Genomic DNA, 17,093 nt, shown 5'->3' on the forward strand with positions numbered 1-17,093 from the left:
GGATCGTCGGCCGCTCCTTATCGGCGAGCGGCCGACGATCCTGCCACTGCTTCTACGCGCCCCGCACCATGACGCCGTGACCGCGGCGCTGCACTTCCGACTCGTCTTCCACGCCGTACTCTCTGTCGAGCGCCGCGGCGGCGGCGTAGACGCCCGGCTCTTCGATCACGCCCGCGTGATTGCCCGGCACTTCCGCGACCGTCAGCCCGCCGCGTGCGATCTTGCGATACAGCGGCAGCGGATCGCCCCGGTCCTCGTCACGCAAGGCCGCGCGCACATAGACGATCCGCCCGCCCGCGTACGGCTTCGGCCGATAGTTGTTCATCGCGGTGCGGCACGTATCGCGCATGCGCCTCAGGACCGGCGGCATGGGATCGGCGGCGGCCGGTGCCGCCTGCGCCTGCGGCACACGGCCGAGCCGCATCGCCACCTTGTTCACGGCGGCGTGGAACTTGGCCGCCGCGAAACCGATGCGCGCTTTCGGGGACATGCCGGAGAGCGTCTTCAACAGCCGGCTCGCATAATCGCGCCTGAATTCGAGCAACGCGAACCACGGCAGCCAGCGTTCCTGCACGTAGGTGTCGAGCAGACACACGAATTCCGTGCGCTCGCCCGCGCCGAACAATTGCTGCGCGATTTCGAGCGCGATCAGTCCGCCGAAGGAGAAGCCGGCGAGCGCATACGGCCCGCTTGGCTGAACCTTGCGAATCTCGTCGACGTAGGTTTTCGCCATTTCCTCGACGCGGCGTTGCGGCGGCGTTTCACCGTCGAGCCCGACCGCTTGCAGACCGTACACCGGGCGCGGCTTGCGCAGGCTTCCGATGAGCCGCGTGCATTCGAGCACCGAGCCCGTCACGCTGTGTACGAAGAAGAGCGGCGCGCCATCGCCTTCGCGCATCGGCACGAGCACTTCCGATGTCTGCGGCAGCGCGCCGTTTTCGATCACGTCGGCGAGTTTGGCGATGGTCGGCGCGCGCAGCATCGTTGCAAGCGGAATCGGGCGGCCGATGAGCGGCTGCAATTCAGCGAGCAGCCGCGCCGCAAGCAGCGAATGTCCGCCGAGCTCGAAGAAATTGTCGTCGCGGCCGATCGGCGCGAAGGCGAACAACTGCTCCCATCTGGTGCGCAGCAGCCGTTCCAGTTCTTCACGCGTGGCGTAGGTCTGCGGCGAATCGGCGGAGCGGGGCTGCAAGGCCGGGTGCGTGCGGATTGCATCGAGCGAGGCGGGATTGCGCAGCGCGGCGGCGTTGGTCACGTCGAGTCCGTTGACCGCGTTGCGCACCGCGGCTTCCGTGAGCTTGCCGCTATGCGTGACCGGCAGATCGTCGACGGCCGCGATCACGTCCGGCACGTGCGCAGCCGACGTGCGGCGCACGAGATCGCGGCGAATCCGCGCGATCAACGTCCCGTTGAGCCGCGCGCCCGGCTTCAGCGTGACGAGCAGCACGAGACGCTCGCCGATGGGATTGCCCGGACCATCGGCGCTGGCGGCATCGCGCATGCGCTGCTGAACGACGATGCCCTCGCGTATCTCGGGAATGTCGTTCAGCACGCCGTAGATCTCGCCCGGCCCCACATTGATGCCGCGCACGACGAGCACGCCATCGCTGCGCCCATGCAGGCGTGCGGTGCCTTCCGGCGGAAACTCGATCTGGTCGCCATGCGTCCATACGCCGGGATTCGCGCTGAAATACGCCTTGTGAAAGCGCTCGCCGTCCGGATCGTTGAGAAACCCGAGCGGGCGCGACGGGAACGGATTCACGCACACCAGTTCCCCGACGCCTTGCGCGCGCGCGCCGTCGCGCCACGCCTGGACATCGAACCCGAGACTCTTGCACTGCGCTTCGCCCGCATACACGGGAAGATTCGGATTGCCGAGCACGAAGCAGCCGAGGATATCGGTGCCGCCGGAAATGGATTGCAGCCGCAGCGGCTTCACGTTGTTGCGGACCCATTCGAACTGCGCGTCGAAGAGGATCGCGCCGGTCGACATCATCGAGCGAAGGGCGCTCAGATCGAATTCACGCGACGGCACGAGACCGGCGTCCTCGCACATCTTCAGATACGCGGGGCTCGTGCCGAACGCGTTGACGCGCTCTTCGGCGACGATCCGCCACAACGTATCGACCGATGCGATCGGCCCGTCGTAGGTCACGATTTCGACGCCCGATGCGAGCGCCGACAGCTGCCAGTTCCACATCATCCACGCGCAACTGGTGTGAAAGTACATGCGATCGCCCGGACGCAGATCGCAGTGCAGCCGATGCTCCTTCAGATGCTCGATCAGACTGCCGCCCGTGCCGTGCACGATGCACTTCGGCTTGCCGGTCGTGCCCGACGAGAACATCACGAAGAGCGGATGATTGAAGTTGAAGCGCTTCCATTCGACGCGGCGCGGATCGCCGGCAGCGAGCAATGCGTCGAGCGAGCTGACGGGCGGCGCGGCGCGCAGGGCCGAAGGGTCGCCGTCGAGGCTGACGATGCCCGCGAGCGTCGGCAGCGCGTCGGCGAGCAAGGCCATTTTTTGCGCGAGCGGCGTGCCGGTGTCGAACGGCTGTGCGGCCGTATGCGCGAACAGGAAACGCGGCTCGAGTTGCGTGAAACGGTCGAGCAGCGTCTCGATGCCCATCTCGGGCGCGGCGGTCGACAGCGTCGCGCCGATCGCGGTCACGGCCAGCGCGGTGACGATCGCATCGGCGTCGTTGCGCATCACGCCCGCGACGCGGTCGCCTTCGCGCAGGCCCAATTGCGTGAGCGCATCGGCGAGGCGGGCGACGCGCGCGCGCAACTCGCCGCGCGTCAGATGCACGCGGCGTCCGTCGGCATGGCAGGCGGTGAGCGCGGGCGCATCGGCGGGGGCGACTGCGAAGTCGAGCAGATTCTCCGCATAGTTCAGTGTTAAGTTGGGAAAGAAACGCGCGTGCTCGCATATATCGCCGACGCACACGGGCTCCGCATCGCCCGACCACTTCAGTCCCTGCGTCCATTGCATGAAACACTTCCAGAAGACGCGATAGTCCCGGACCGAGAAGTCGTGCAGTTCGTCGTAGTGTGTGAGTGGCCGGCCCGTGTGTGCCTGCAGCGCCGCGGTGAACGCAGTCATCTGAGACTGTGCGGTGCGAACGGGTTCCTGGTCGAAAATCGGCAGGCGTGCTCTCGCCTCGTTGGGCGGTTCCGAACGATCCATGTGAAGCTCCCTCAGCGGTTATGGCAATACCGAGTCCCGACGGCTTGCCTTATTTTTCTTGACTCTTTGAGTTGTGCGCGGCGCCTTGGGCGCTCTCGATATATGAGGTCCGATTCCGGGCGGACCGGTGTCATCGACGATGAAGCGTATCCAGCCAGATCGTGTCGTAATGTGCGGAGAGATACAAAAGTCGTCGGCTGGTTGCAGGCACGTGTCAGGAATCGGTATGAATGACACTTGATGCCGTGCATCACGCCATGCAACAGATTGGAGAACGAACTATATGCTTGCAAAAAGCTTTCGATATCTTGCGTACGGACATTCGCAATTGCACAGCGTCTAATGGCAGTTGGAAAGTTGGAGAACAGACGGCAATATGCATTTCCCGGCAAGAAGAAAATTCATGGCGCTGGCGCTGGCGCTGGCAGCATGTGTGGGCGGCGTAGTCGCGACGCGCGCGTTCGAGCACGGCACCGAGCGCGCCGACGGCATCGCCTATGGCAAGGAGCCGCGCGAGCGGCTCGACGTCTACGCGCCCGAATCACGCGATCGCGCGAATCTGCCCGTCGTCGTGTACTTCTACGGCGGGGGCTGGCAGAGCGGGCATCGATCGGACTCGCGCGACGTGGGCGAGGCGCTCGCCGCGCACGGCATCGTGACGGTCGCGCCGGACTACCGCATCTATCCGGAGGCCGTTTTTCCGGGCTTTCTCGATGACGCCGCCGCAGCCGTGCGCTGGGCGCGCGATCACGCGCACGAGTTCGGCGGCGATCCCGGGCGCATCTTCCTGATGGGTCATTCGTCGGGCGCGCACATGGCCGCCATGCTCGCGACCGATCCGCGCTATCTGGCCGCGCAAGGCATCGCGAACACGTCGCTTGCGGGGATGATCGGACTTGCGGGGCCGTACGCCGCCATTCCGACGAGCGATCCGCACATGGACGAGATCTTTCCGGCGGCATTGCGCGCGGGAGCGTTGCCCATCGCGTTCGTTTCGGGAAAGGAACCGCCGATGCTGCTCGCCGCGGGCACGGCGGATACCGATGTCGATCCGCGCAACAGCGATCGTTTCGCCGATGCGTTGCGCGCGCATCACGATGCCGTCGTGCTGAAGAAATACGCGGGCTACGGCCACGATACGGTCGTCAAGTCATTTTCGGCGAAGCGGCGCAAGGATTCGCCCGTTCTCGCCGATGTCACCGCGTTCATCGCCGCGCATTGAGCCGGGCCGCGTCCGTCGGCCGCAGGTGTGCTCCAGCGAAATGCTTGATGCAGGTCAACGGTTGAAAGTACGGCGATCCTTAAAGTGATTCCGGACTTGCGCGAGCAGAAGCGCGCATGCCGATACGGCCTCGTCAATCGACTTCCGGAGCACATGATGCAAGCACGCGATGTAATGACTTCCCCCGTCGTCTCCGTCACGCCCGAAACCAGAGTGCATGAACTGGCGCGTTTGCTCGTGGAGCATCGCATCAGCGCTGCGCCCGTCGTCGATCAGGAGGGGCAGGTCGTCGGCATGGTCAGCGAGGGCGATCTGCTGCATCGGGAAGAGATCGGCACCGAGAAGCGCAAGCGCCGCTCGTGGTGGCTCGACATGCTCGGCTCCGACGGCGGCGCGGCCGACTACATCAGGTCGCATGCGCCGACGGTCGGCGAAATCATGAGCCGCGAGCCCATCTGCGTGACAGAGGAGACGTCGCTCGCCGATATCGCCGCGATCCTCGAAAGCCATCACATCAAGCGCGTGCCTGTGTTGCGCGAGGGCCGCCTCGTCGGCATCGTCAGCCGTTCGAATCTGGTGCAGGCGCTGGCGTCGTCGCTCGCCATCGAGGCCGCGCCGCAAGCGCTGGCAAGCGATGCGGAAATCCGCGCGATGCTGATGGGCGACCTCACGGGACGCGGCTGGGCGTTTCCGGGACGCAATATCGTCGTGCGCGAAGGCGTCGTGCATTTGTGGGGCACGGTATGGTCGAGAGATCAGCTCGACGCCATGCGCATCGCGTCGGAAAGCATTCCGGGCGTGAAGCGCGTCGAAGATCACACGATTCCCTATCCGATCATGCCGGGTCTCTAAATGAAGAAATAGACGTTGACAAAATCTGACTTTGCAGTAAAGTTACGTTCCATGGCAGTTCGCCGCACTGGAGAACAGGCATGGACCATTACACTCCCGAAAGCTTCACACTGACGCAGAGCGTCGGTTTCGCGGTCAACAAGGCGCGCAACCTGCTGGCCGCGGAACTCGACGCCGCGCTGAAAGATCTCGGCATCACCACGCAGCAAATGGGCATTCTCATGTCCATGCGCGGCGGCAAGACGCAGACGCCGTTCGAGCTGTCGAAACTGCTCGGCATCGACACCGGCCTCATGACGCGCATGCTCGACAAACTCGAAGCGCGCGATTTGCTGCAACGCACGCGCAGTCTGGAAGATCGCCGCGTCGTGAATCTCACGCTGACCAAGGCAGGCGAGAAAGTCGCGGCGGAGTTGCCGCATATCGCGCCGGTCGTGCTGAACAAGCGCCTCAGGAAGTTCACCAAAAGCGAGTTCCAGGAATTCCGCCGGCTGCTGAACAAGTTTCTCGAAGACTGAGCGCGCGGCGCACGGCGTCCGCGCATTTTTTTCGTCCATTTATCTGACAGGTCAGAAAATGAAAAAGCAAGAAAATCGCAGCACGTTCGGTTCGCGGATCGCGCGGACCGGCGTCACGTTGATGGTCGCCGCGGTGCTTTCGGCGTGTGCGAACTACGCAGGCATCCATAGCGACAAGGAACTGGCGCAGCCGCAAGACTACGCGACGCAGCAGAGCCTGCCCGCCGACGAAGGCCGCTGGCCGGCGTCCGACTGGGCCGATCAGTTCGGCGATGCGCAACTGCGCGCGCTGCTCGACGAAGCCCTCGCCGGCAGCCCGACGCTCGAACAGGCGCGCGCCCGTATCGCGGCGGCGTCGGCGTATAGCGAAACCGCGAAGGCGGGGACGATGCCGCGCGTCGATGCGTCCTACTCCTACACACGCCAGCGATTTTCCGAGAACGCGCTCGTGCCGCCGCCGTACGCCGGTTCGTGGCAGTCGGAGAACAAGGGGCTGCTGTCCGCTTCCTACGATCTCGATCTGTGGGGCAAGAACCGCGAGGCGCTCAAATCCGCCGTGTCGCAAGTGCAGGCGAGCCGCGCCGACGCGGAAGCCGTGCGGCTCGCGCTCGACACGTCCATCGCGCGCACGTACAACCAGCTCGCGCGGCTCTATGCGTTGCACGACATCGCGCAGAGCGAGGTCGACGAGCGCGACAAGATCGTGCGCATCACGGCGGGGCGAATCGCCAACGGGCTCGATACCGAAGTCGAACGCAAGACCGCCGAAGCCGATCTCGCGTCGAGCCGTTCGGCGCTCTCCGCGCTCGATGGCCGCATCGTCGCGACGCGCTATCAGCTCGCCGCGCTCGTCGGGAAAGGTCCGGACCGTGGCTTGTCGATCGCGCGTCCGCAACTTGGCATCGGCGATGAAGTGCGTCTGCCCGGCAATCTTCCCGCCGATCTCGTGAGCCGCCGACCGGATATCGTCGCGGCGCGCTGGCGTGTCGACGCGATGACGCACGACATCAAGGAAGCGAAGGCCGAGTTCTACCCCGACATCAACCTGAGCGCGTCGCTCGGACTCGACGCGTTCGGCTTCGGCCGCTTGCTGACGGCGGCGAGCCGCACCGTGTCCGCGGGCCCGGCGATCCATCTGCCGATTTTCGACGGCGGCGCGCTGCGAGCGCAACTCAAGGACCGCTACGCCGGCTTCGACTACGCCGTCGCGACCTATGACCAGACGCTCGTCGGCGCGCTGAACGACGTCGCCACGAACCTTTCGCAGATTCGCTCGACCGATGCGCAACTCGTCGATGCCAACGTCGCGCAGGACGCCGCGCACAGCGCGCAGCGACTGGCGCTCACGCAATACCGCGCGGGCCTCGCGAACCAGTTGACCGTGCTGAACGCCGAGACCAACGCGCTCGCGTCCGAACGCGCGGTCGCGAATCTGAAGATGGACCGGCGCGATCAGCAGATCGCGCTCGCGGCCGCGCTGGGCGGCGGCTACACGGATACATCAGCCGATGCGCTCGCCGCACGCTGATCGGCCAACACGGAACGGAGCACTGACATGAGCGACACCATCACCACCGAACGCACGGACGCGAATCAATCGCCAGCCGACACGACGACCCAACCGCGCAGCAAGCGCAAGCTGATGCTCTCGCTGCTCGCGGCGGCGATCGCGATCGGCGGCGCGGGCTGGGGCGGCTATTACTACACGACGGGCCGTTTCTTCGAATCGACCGACGATGCCTACGTCAGCGGCAATCTCGTGCAACTGACGCCCGAAGTGAGCGGCACGGTGATCGCCGTGAACGCCGACGACACGCAGATCGTCCATCAGGGCGATCCCGTCGTCACGCTCGACGCCGCCGACGCGAAGGTCGCGCTCGCCAATGCCGAGGCGAATCTCGCGCAGACGGTGCGGCAAGTGAGCAGCCTGTACGTCAACAACGCGTACTACGCGGCGACGGTCGCGCAGCGCCAGTCCGATCTGACGCGCGCGCAGTCGGACCTGAAGCGCCGCATGGCGATCGCCGAAACCGGCGCGGTCTCGGGCGAGGACATCGCTCATGCGCGCGATGCCGTGAGCGCCGCGCAGGCAGCACTCGACGCGGGCCGGCAGCAGGCCGAGTCGAATCACGCGCTGACCGACCGCACGTCGATCGAGCGACATCCGAACGTGCAGGCCGCCGCCGCGAAGGTGCGCGACGCGTGGCTCGACAACGCGCGCAACACGCTGCCCGCGCCGGTGACAGGCTACGTCGCGCGCCGCTCAGTGCAGGTCGGCCAGCGCGTCGCGCCCGGCACGCCGCTCATGGCGATCGTCCCGCTCGACGGCGTCTGGGTCGATGCCAACTTCAAGGAGGTGCAGTTGGCGCATATGCGCATCGGCCAGCCGGTCACGCTGACCGCCGATGCGTACGGCTCGAAGGTGAAGTACCACGGTCATGTCGAAGGATTTTCGGCGGGCACGGGCGCGGCTTTCGCGGTGCTGCCCGCGCAGAACGCGACCGGCAACTGGATCAAGGTCGTGCAGCGTCTGCCGGTGCGCATCCGGCTCGACCAGCGCGATCTGGACGCGCATCCGCTGCGCATCGGTTTGTCGATGCAGACGGACGTGGAGACGCGCGACCAGTCCGGCACGCAGCTCGGCGCGGCATCGACGACTTCGTATCGAACCGATGTCTTCAGCCACTACGGCGACGAGGCGAACGCGGAGATCGAAAGAATCATCGCGGAAAACGTGACGTCACATTGACGCGCATTTTTTCGTCTGAATATCTGACAGGTCAGTCATCAACAAATCAGGTAAAGCCATGAACCCGACCACGCAACCTGCGCCGCTGCAAGGCGGCAAGCTCGTCCTCGCGACACTTGCCGTTGCGCTCGCGACCTTCATGAACGTGCTCGACTCGTCGATCGCCAATGTCGCGATTCCGACGATCGCGGGCAATCTCGGCGTCTCGGTCGATGAAGGCACGTGGGTCATCACCCTGTTCGCCGCCGCGAACGCCATCTCGATTCCGCTCACGGGCTGGCTCACGCAGCGCGTCGGCCAGATCAAGCTGTTCGTCTGGGCGATCCTGCTGTTCGTGGTGTCGTCGTGGCTGTGCGGCATCGCGCCGAACCTGCCCGTGCTGCTCGCGGCGCGCATTCTGCAAGGCGCGGTGGCCGGCCCGTTGATTCCGCTGTCGCAGGCCATTCTGCTCGGCTCCTATCCGAAGGAGAAAAGCTCGACCGCGCTCTCGCTCTGGGCGATGACCGCAACCGTGGGCCCGATCGCGGGCCCGGCGCTCGGCGGCTGGATCACCGACAGCTATTCGTGGTCGTGGATCTTCTACATCAACATTCCGGTCGGGCTGTTCGCGGCGGGCGTGACCTGGGCGATCTATCGCGAGCGCGAAACGCCGGCGAAGCGCGTGCCGATCGACAAGGTCGGACTGCTTTCGCTGATCGCGTGGGTGGCGTCGCTGCAGATCATGCTCGACAAGGGCAAGGACCTCGACTGGTTCAATTCGCCGGTGATCGTCGCGCTGGGCGTGTTCGCGCTCATCAGCTTCGTGTTCTTTCTGATCTGGGAGCTGACGGAGAAAAACCCGGTGATCGACATCAAGCTTTTCATGGGACGCAACTTTCTGGGCGGGACGGTCGCGATTTCCGTCGCGTATGCGGTGTTCTTCTCGAACCTCGTGCTGCTGCCGCAATGGATGCAGGAGTATCTCAACTACCGTTCAGTCGATGCCGGACTTGTCACCGCGCCGCTCGGCATCTTCGCCGTGATACTCGCGCCGGTGATGGGCAAGCTGATGCCGCGATCCGACGCTCGCGTGCTCGCCACGCTCGCGTTTCTCGGTTTCGCCGCGGTGTTTTTCATGCGCTCGCACTACACGACCGGCGTGGATACGTTCACGCTCGTCGTGCCGACGCTGCTGCAAGGGATTCCGACCGCGCTCTTCTTCGTGCCGCTGACGGCCATCATCCTGTCGGGCCTGCCGCCCTCGAAGATTCCGGCGGCGGCGGGCTTGTCGAACTTCGTGCGCGTGTTCGCGGGCGCGGTCGGCACATCGCTCGCGAGCACGGGCTGGAATGACCGGACCATCCTGCATCACTCGCAGCTCGTGGAGCAGGCGAGCGTGCATAACCCCACGTTCGTCGATGCGATCGGTTCGGTGCAGAGCACGCTCGGCGGCAGTCCTGCGCAGGCGCTGGCGTTCTTCGAGCGTTCGCTTACGACGCAGGCCGCGATGCTCGGGCTCAACGATATCTTCTGGCTGTCCGCGGTGATTTTTATCGCGATCGTGCCGCTCATCTGGCTGACGAAGCCGGGCAAGGGCGCGGGTGCGGGTGCGGCGGGGGCTGGGGGGCACTGAGCTGCGGCATGGGATTTGTACTCGTGGCGCAAGACTGTTCGTCTTGTGCGGGTGTGCAAATCTCGGGTGAATGCGCCTAGATTGGGTTTGTAGATCCGCGATGCGGATGGTTGCATCGATTCTTTAACTACCGGAGTAGTGCGAAATGAAATTCTCGGTCAAACAGGAAATTCACTCGGAAGATGTCGCCACGCTGGAGCATGCGATGAAGACCGTCGATGTAGACGCGAAAGTTCATGTTGATATCGATGGGAAGATGGTCAGCGTCGATTCGTGGCTGATGCCTGAGGAGTTTATCGTTGCTTTTGTTGATGAGGAGTATGACGTTAGGATTGTTGAGGGGTAGGGGGCTTCGTGGGGTTTCGGGGAGGGGGGGTGTGGATGGGCTTAGTCGGCCGACGGCGATGCTTGCCGGCAAGCAATGTTGGACGTCTGCACGTCGGAAAGGAGGCGGAGGAGGATACGGAAGGCGCGAGGGCAGGGGATGGCAGTTCATCGGCCTTAGCTGACGTTCGGCGACAGGGGCGTTGAGTCGGCAGCAAGTCGGTTAGCGGCCAGTCGCAATCTGACGTCAGCGAATGGCACTCTCGCTGTCAATGAGTGCTCTGTCCAACCCCTCAGCGGTCTCATCTACTCACCAAAAGCAGCGGTTCATTCATAGCTCGGCTATTGAGTATTGTTTTTTGATTTGTCGATCGCAGCTTTTAGTTCCTCCGCCTGGTCGAGAAAGGCGGCGAGTTCACCGGGTTCTCCCGCGTTTCTCGACCGCCATTCATCCATTGGTCTCGCCATGGCAATAGCTCGCGCGCTCTGCATTAGCTCTTCTAACTCGTGGACGCGCAATTCCCGCTGCTCTAAGTAATATTCGCTCCATCTGCCGAAGGCCAAGATCCACAGTGACACAGTAAGGGCGCCGTCCCATCGAGTCCAATCTGAAGTGCTAGCGAGGGGTTGTTGGACGATCCGCTGCTGCCGCTTTAAGATTGCCTGCATAGACTTTAGGCTAGGCGGCCTCAAATCTGAAGTGCAACACCTGTTTCGTATAAGGTGTTGCGATGCACGAAAAGACCCAGTATCAACAGCTTCAACCCGAAGAGCGCCTGACCATTGCCAGCCTGCATTTGCAGGGTTCGAGTATCCGGGCCATGGCCCGGATACTCGGCCGCTCGCCAGCCACCGTCAGCCGTGAACTGAGGCGAAATCGTTCTCCTGCGGGCTATGCATCCGCACCTGCAGAAGTGCTCAGCGCCGCGCGTCGGAGTGCGGGTCGCCGTCCCACAAAGCTCTGCCCGCAGAGTGTGTGCTGGCGCATCGTTCTTACCCTGCTCGAGTGGAAATGGTCACCTCAGCAGATATCGGGCACACTCAAGCGCATGTATCCGACCGACCCGACCCAGCACGTGTCCCACGAAACTATCTATACGGCCATCTACGCCCAGCCGCGCGGCGAACTGCGCCGTCAGCTTATCGCCTGCCTGCGCCACGGCCACAGCACACGCATGCCGCGCACACGGGGTACAGACCGACGCGGACAGATTCCCGACATGGTCAGTATTCATGTGCGGCCGCCCGAAATCGAGGACCGACTGCTGCCCGGACATTGGGAGGGCGACTTCATCAAGGGCGCCAACAATGCGTCTTCAGTCGGAGTGCTGGTGGAACGGACCAGCCGCCTGGTGCTGCTGGCGAAGATGGAAGATGCTACAGCTGCTTCCGCGCTGGCAGGCTTCTCTACCAAACTCAATTCGATTGCCGAGCCATTACGGCAGAGCTTCACCTACGACCAAGGCAAGGAGATGTCGCGGCATGCAGAGCTCACCGCCGCCACCGGTGTGAAGGTGTACTTCTGCGACCCGCACAGCCCATGGCAACGCGGCACGTGTGAAAACACCAACGGCCTGCTGCGCCAGTATCTGCCCAAAGGCACCGACCTTTCCGTCTACAGTCAGGACGAACTTGACGCCATTGCCGACAGTCTGAACAGCAGGCCTCGCGCCACTCACGCCTTCCATTCGCCGCTCGAGGTCTTCGCCGCAACACTCGCTTCGGCAGCTCAACCTCATGGCTCTAAACATTAAAACCGCTGTTGCACTTCAACCTTGAAACCGCCCTAGCACTCTGTCGCGTGGAGCTACTGTATGCGAAGAGGAATGCGGCGATATTGGTCGTCTGACCTTCGCGGGACCGATGAAACAGCCGAGGCCGCTGTTCCAGCGTCGGTTCCAGCGCGTGGGTCAACTCTTCTATCCAGATTTCGCAAGCGTCATCTGTATCGGCGCGGTCATTCTGCAACAGGGGAAGAACCAGATCTTGGAACAGCCAAGGCCCAGCCCAAGCCAGTTCGCGCATGTGACCGCGCATCGAATCAATGAGACGCCTAAATTCTTCCGCGGCGATGGTAGATGGCAGCGCCTCATGCAGCGCTGCGACCAAGCCTCTGTATATTTCCGCTTTCTCCGCGTTTCCCGAAGCACGATGAATCATCCAGCCCAAGGCGCATACTCGCTCCGGATAGGCAAAGGCGCCCGTCAACTGCAGCACAGCGGATAGCCCTTCCGACTTTTCCAACTGGCGTTCTAGTGCGTTCAGCCCCATCCATTGCAACAAGCCATTGCTACTGTGGATGAGTCGGTCCCGTTGCAGTTCGCTGATGCCGAACTGCACTGACAGCGAAATGTCGCTGACGATCTGACTTAACAGGGACAGCCGAATAACGTCCGCACTTTGGGGCTCCTTTGGCACGTTGGCCGCTTCCGCTTCAACAACCCCTAGCAGTATGTCTGGGGCGTACCACCATAGAAGTTTGACGGTGTAGTACTCTGGCCAAGTCAGGGCTGCGTACTTTGTCGCATGGAACAGATGATGGACGTTGTAGGAGCTGTGCAGCAGGATCTTGACCGGTTCTCTAAAGAACCGAGCGTCCACCACGGCCAGTTCCGAGTGTCTCTCATTATGCGTGCGATCGAACGATGCCTTGAGAAAACGCGTCAGGAAATCTAGAAACTCGCGCTCAGATTCGACCTCTCGAAATTGAAGGTCCTCGGTACGCGAATGTGCAAGCACCTCGCCAAGCACCTCCCACGTTTCAGTGAAGCTCGCGAAGTTGCCCGCCTGCTGGGCAAGGCAATTGCGCAGGCCCGCCGTTTCGGGGAGCGCGAGCGAGTCTTCCTTGAGCAGACCCAGCGCCGCCATCCGCTCCTTCAACGGATCGCCGCTTAAGCCTCGTAGTGACGGCTGGCCGGTCCATACGCTTAGCACGTCGCCTGTCGTGGTTCTCTCGAGGAAGCGTAATGGCTCGTAGCGTCGCGGCGCCACCGTCGACGCCTTGGAGTCGAAGAGAAGCCGCATGGAGGGATTCTCAGCCTCGCCTCCGGGTTGCGCAGCCTCTGCCTCTTTCACCAGAGCGGACTTGTACTGCTCAACCGCAAGGAGAGTATCCGCAGGAATCGGGGTGACCAGCAACGGGTAGTTTTCGGCGGCTTTTTGGAACGAATTTGACAGGTTGAACCCAGCGACGGGTAGCCCGTCTGGTCCCATGACTAGGATGTAGCGATCGTGAAGCCTTCCTTCCTTCAGACCGTAGACGCGCAGCTTGATGCGTTGCAGCAGGAGGCTGTTGTGCTCGCAACTCGCCACAAGATTGTTAATCCGCCCGGGAGTGGGTTTGTCGAGTGCATCCGGCATGGCCTCGTCTACCTTGGATTGCTTCGGTAGAGACGTGAACACAATGTAATCGGACTCCGATGCCGCGCAGAGCATCATCAGACCCAACCCAGCGTCCTCGAAATAGGGATCGAAAATGATCAGCTGATGCTGCTGGTGCTTGGACAGTAGCTTTCTGAACCACTCTACGAATTGCAGTCGCCCTTCGCCGTCGCCTTGGCCCCAGCGCAGGAAGAACTGCCCCTCGGACGTCGTTGGATGAAGCCGCGCAAAAAGGGCGGCAAGGTCGCGGTTGGCTGGGACCCAAGGGTCGGACTTTCGCCCGCCGATGCGGTTGCCGAATCCCATATTGCCGCGATTAATCGTCAAGGCGGCCTGCACCCGCGCCGACGCCCGAGTGGTTTTTTCCAGCCAGTCAAACTTGACCGCATTGGCTGGCTGGCCGACTACATGCCCCTGAAGATTGAGCTCCCGAAGGTATCCGACGCGCCACCGACAACAAAGTGTGCCTTGACTGGGATGCTCGCCATGGAATCCGAAGATTTCCAGTTCCGTGCTGTCAGTGCTCTCGCGCAGTTGATCGCTTACTTCGAACTTACAGATGAACGCGTCGCCTTCATCGCGTTCAGCTATGGCTAATCCCGAGTAGACGATCTGGCTATCGTTCACAATGCTCAACCGAAACTGAAAGCCGCTGAAGTGCGGGACCTGTATCGGATTGAATCGCGCGACTAGGGTCCGCGGGTTGTCGGTCCAGCTCACGCTCAGCAAGTGCCTCTCTCGGTCATCCAAGGCAGGAAAGACCAACAATTCGATGTCGCCGAACCGAGTAGTGTCGACGCCTGCAAAGTCCAACCCTGTATCATTGTCTAGGTGCTTGACCACTGATGCAGTCAAGCCGATGTCATAGCCCACACCCTGGCGGAATAACGTCGCCTTGTCGGTCTGGGTAATTGAAGCGCTAAAGGCACCAGCCCCACCATGCGGACTAGTGGGTGAATTGCGGTCATATGCGTCGCGGTTGAGCAAATAGGCGACAGGGCGGTAGACCAAGCTATCGGCAGGGAGTGCCGTCGCACCAAACCGCGCTTTGAACCGGTCTGATATCCCGAGCTTTAATTCTTCGCTGACGTCCGATATGGTTTGGCCAGCACTCAACAGGCGTAGAAGATTCGCACACAGCGTACTCCTGACATAGAGGTTGACTCGAATAATCTGAGCTTCGAACTGCCCGAAGGGGATGAATCTATCGTCGTCGCTGGAGGACCACCGATCGTTGGAGTGACTATAGGGCAGCAAGCGGCCGTAGACTATTCGATTTTGGATCGATTGCTCAGACTTGACCTGGCGGCCTCAAATCTGAAGTGCAACACCTGTTTCGTATAAGGTGTTGCGATGCACGAAAAGACCCAGTATCAACAGCTTCAACCCGAAGAGCGCCTGACCATTGCCAGCCTGCATTTGCAGGGTTCGAGTATCCGGGCCATGGCCCGGATACTCGGCCGCTCGCCAGCCACCGTCAGCCGTGAACTGAGGCGAAATCGTTCTCCTGCGGGCTATGCATCCGCACCTGCAGAAGTGCTCAGCGCCGCGCGTCGGAGTGCGGGTCGCCGTCCCACAAAGCTCTGCCCGCAGAGTGTGTGCTGGCGCATCGTTCTTACCCTGCTCGAGTGGAAATGGTCACCTCAGCAGATATCGGGCACACTCAAGCGCATGTATCCGACCGACCCGACCCAGCACGTGTCCCACGAAACTATCTATACGGCCATCTACGCCCAGCCGCGCGGCGAACTGCGCCGTCAGCTTATCGCCTGCCTGCGCCACGGCCACAGCACACGCATGCCGCGCACACGGGGTACAGACCGACGCGGACAGATTCCCGACATGGTCAGTATTCATGTGCGGCCGCCCGAAATCGAGGACCGACTGCTGCCCGGACATTGGGAGGGCGACTTCATCAAGGGCGCCAACAATGCGTCTTCAGTCGGAGTGCTGGTGGAACGGACCAGCCGCCTGGTGCTGCTGGCGAAGATGGAAGATGCTACAGCTGCTTCCGCGCTGGCAGGCTTCTCTACCAAACTCAATTCGATTGCCGAGCCATTACGGCAGAGCTTCACCTACGACCAAGGCAAGGAGATGTCGCGGCATGCAGAGCTCACCGCCGCCACCGGTGTGAAGGTGTACTTCTGCGACCCGCACAGCCCATGGCAACGCGGCACGTGTGAAAACACCAACGGCCTGCTGCGCCAGTATCTGCCCAAAGGCACCGACCTTTCCGTCTACAGTCAGGACGAACTTGACGCCATTGCCGACAGTCTGAACAGCAGGCCTCGCGCCACTCACGCCTTCCATTCGCCGCTCGAGGTCTTCGCCGCAACACTCGCTTCGGCAGCTCAACCTCATGGCTCTAAACATTAAAACCGCTGTTGCACTTCAACCTTGAAACCGCCCCTGCAATATCCACAACTGCAAAGCGCAGTCGCGGATGTCCTTTGAAAATAGCCGACCTAGTCGGTTGTCATTGAGAAGATCTTCGAGCGTTGGAGCCATTGATTGCGTGCGATTCATTGTCCGCATTTTCGCTTTCCGCTTTCCGCTTTCCGCTTTGGGGGGGTGAATCACACCGGGAATCGTGGAGGCTGGTTGGTTTAAGTTAGTGCAGGTGCGTCAGCGGAATTTCTGAGTTTCCCGTAGTAGTTTGCCTCAGCCTCAGCCTCAGCCTCAGCCTCAGCCTCAGCCTCAGCGCGCTCGATCCGCTTCGTTGGCGCGCTTCTCGGTTAGGCCTTGCTCCATACTATGAGTACAAGTTTAACATCGATGCAAATTCAGAAATTTGGATTGGCCCGCGAAACACAGATCATCCCAACGTTGGCGCTCAGCACCTTACAGAGATATTTCTCGCTCACAGTGGAATGACAGAGGTCGCGGTCAAAATGTCAACGTCACCTTATCGCGGATAGCGTTATGCGAGCGAGCGCAGCAGACGATGCGCCAAGCTGCAAGGAGAATGATCGCTACGCATGCATGAAAAGACGCGGAGACATCAAGCGTCAAACAACTCCGTCGGGTCGCGAGCACTCACTCGCTCGGATCGGCATTTGATATTCGAGGTTATGATGGCGCGAACGGCGGCAAAGCGCCGCCCAACTGCCACACAATGGCCGACACTTCAACGTCCGCCAAGGCCGATGACGCGCCGGCGAGAGCCGCGAGGAATGACCGTTGCTATTCATGAAGAGACGTCAGACCGACCGTGTGTCGAATGGCCGATGAGGGTCGACGAACGAAAC

The 17,093-nt window shown here is 62.1% G+C and carries 12 protein-coding genes; 9 read left to right on the forward strand and 3 right to left on the reverse strand.

Annotated features, from left to right (window positions below):
- Window positions 1-52 precede the first annotated feature (52 nt).
- The gene (locus tag ACEN42_RS30955; protein ID WP_371883462.1) at window positions 53-3,187 is read right to left on the reverse strand and encodes an acetoacetate--CoA ligase; all 3,135 of its coding nucleotides are present in this window, start codon (window positions 3,185-3,187) and stop codon (window positions 53-55) included.
- Window positions 3,188-3,590: 403 nt separating this feature from the next.
- Between ACEN42_RS30955 and ACEN42_RS30960 the strand changes: the two genes are divergently transcribed.
- The 7 genes from ACEN42_RS30960 to ACEN42_RS30990 all read left to right on the forward strand — a co-directional run bounded on the left by ACEN42_RS30960 (window position 3,591) and on the right by ACEN42_RS30990 (window position 10,486).
- Window positions 3,591-4,409, forward strand: a complete 819-nt coding sequence (locus tag ACEN42_RS30960) for an alpha/beta hydrolase (protein WP_371883463.1) — start codon at window positions 3,591-3,593, stop codon at window positions 4,407-4,409.
- 156 nt (window positions 4,410-4,565) lie between these two features.
- Complete coding sequence (locus tag ACEN42_RS30965; RefSeq protein WP_371883954.1) at window positions 4,566-5,261, forward strand: CBS domain-containing protein; 696 nt, start codon at window positions 4,566-4,568, stop codon at window positions 5,259-5,261.
- Window positions 5,262-5,341: 80 nt separating this feature from the next.
- Entirely contained in the window at window positions 5,342-5,779 is a 438-nt protein-coding gene (locus ACEN42_RS30970) for a MarR family winged helix-turn-helix transcriptional regulator (protein ID WP_238210599.1), read from the forward strand.
- 58 nt (window positions 5,780-5,837) lie between these two features.
- Complete coding sequence (locus ACEN42_RS30975; RefSeq protein WP_371883464.1) at window positions 5,838-7,307, forward strand: efflux transporter outer membrane subunit; 1,470 nt, start codon at window positions 5,838-5,840, stop codon at window positions 7,305-7,307.
- 27 nt (window positions 7,308-7,334) lie between these two features.
- The gene (locus ACEN42_RS30980; protein ID WP_371883465.1) at window positions 7,335-8,528 is read left to right on the forward strand and encodes an HlyD family efflux transporter periplasmic adaptor subunit; all 1,194 of its coding nucleotides are present in this window, start codon (window positions 7,335-7,337) and stop codon (window positions 8,526-8,528) included.
- Window positions 8,529-8,586: 58 nt separating this feature from the next.
- Window positions 8,587-10,140 (forward strand): DHA2 family efflux MFS transporter permease subunit, encoded by a 1,554-nt coding sequence (locus ACEN42_RS30985; protein ID WP_371883466.1) that lies wholly within the window; start codon window positions 8,587-8,589, stop codon window positions 10,138-10,140.
- A gap of 145 nt (window positions 10,141-10,285) precedes the next feature.
- On the forward strand, window positions 10,286-10,486 hold the full coding sequence (locus ACEN42_RS30990; protein WP_371883467.1) for a copper chaperone: 201 nt from the start codon (window positions 10,286-10,288) through the stop codon (window positions 10,484-10,486).
- Window positions 10,487-10,806: 320 nt separating this feature from the next.
- On the opposite strand, the gene ACEN42_RS30995 is transcribed toward ACEN42_RS30990, so the two are convergent.
- On the reverse strand, window positions 10,807-11,043 hold the full coding sequence (locus ACEN42_RS30995; RefSeq protein ID WP_371883468.1) for a hypothetical protein: 237 nt from the start codon (window positions 11,041-11,043) through the stop codon (window positions 10,807-10,809).
- 152 nt (window positions 11,044-11,195) lie between these two features.
- On the opposite strand from ACEN42_RS30995, the gene ACEN42_RS31000 reads away from it, so the two are divergent.
- Window positions 11,196-12,218 carry an IS30 family transposase gene (locus ACEN42_RS31000; RefSeq protein WP_086974111.1) on the forward strand — a complete coding sequence of 341 codons (1,023 nt, stop codon included), beginning with the start codon at window positions 11,196-11,198 and terminating at the stop codon, window positions 12,216-12,218.
- On the opposite strand, the gene ACEN42_RS31005 is transcribed toward ACEN42_RS31000, so the two are convergent.
- Complete coding sequence (locus ACEN42_RS31005; protein WP_371883469.1) at window positions 12,208-15,102, reverse strand: VPA1262 family protein; 2,895 nt, start codon at window positions 15,100-15,102, stop codon at window positions 12,208-12,210. The two genes, ACEN42_RS31000 and ACEN42_RS31005, sit on opposite strands and share 11 nt — an antisense overlap.
- Before the next feature lie 96 nt (window positions 15,103-15,198).
- Between ACEN42_RS31005 and ACEN42_RS31010 the strand changes: the two genes are divergently transcribed.
- Entirely contained in the window at window positions 15,199-16,221 is a 1,023-nt protein-coding gene (locus ACEN42_RS31010; protein WP_086974111.1) for an IS30 family transposase, read from the forward strand.
- Window positions 16,222-17,093: the final 872 nt, after the last annotated feature.

The sequence above is a fragment of the Caballeronia sp. S22 genome, assembly GCF_964261745.1.
In the GTDB taxonomy this organism is placed as follows: domain Bacteria; phylum Pseudomonadota; class Gammaproteobacteria; order Burkholderiales; family Burkholderiaceae; genus Caballeronia; species Caballeronia jiangsuensis.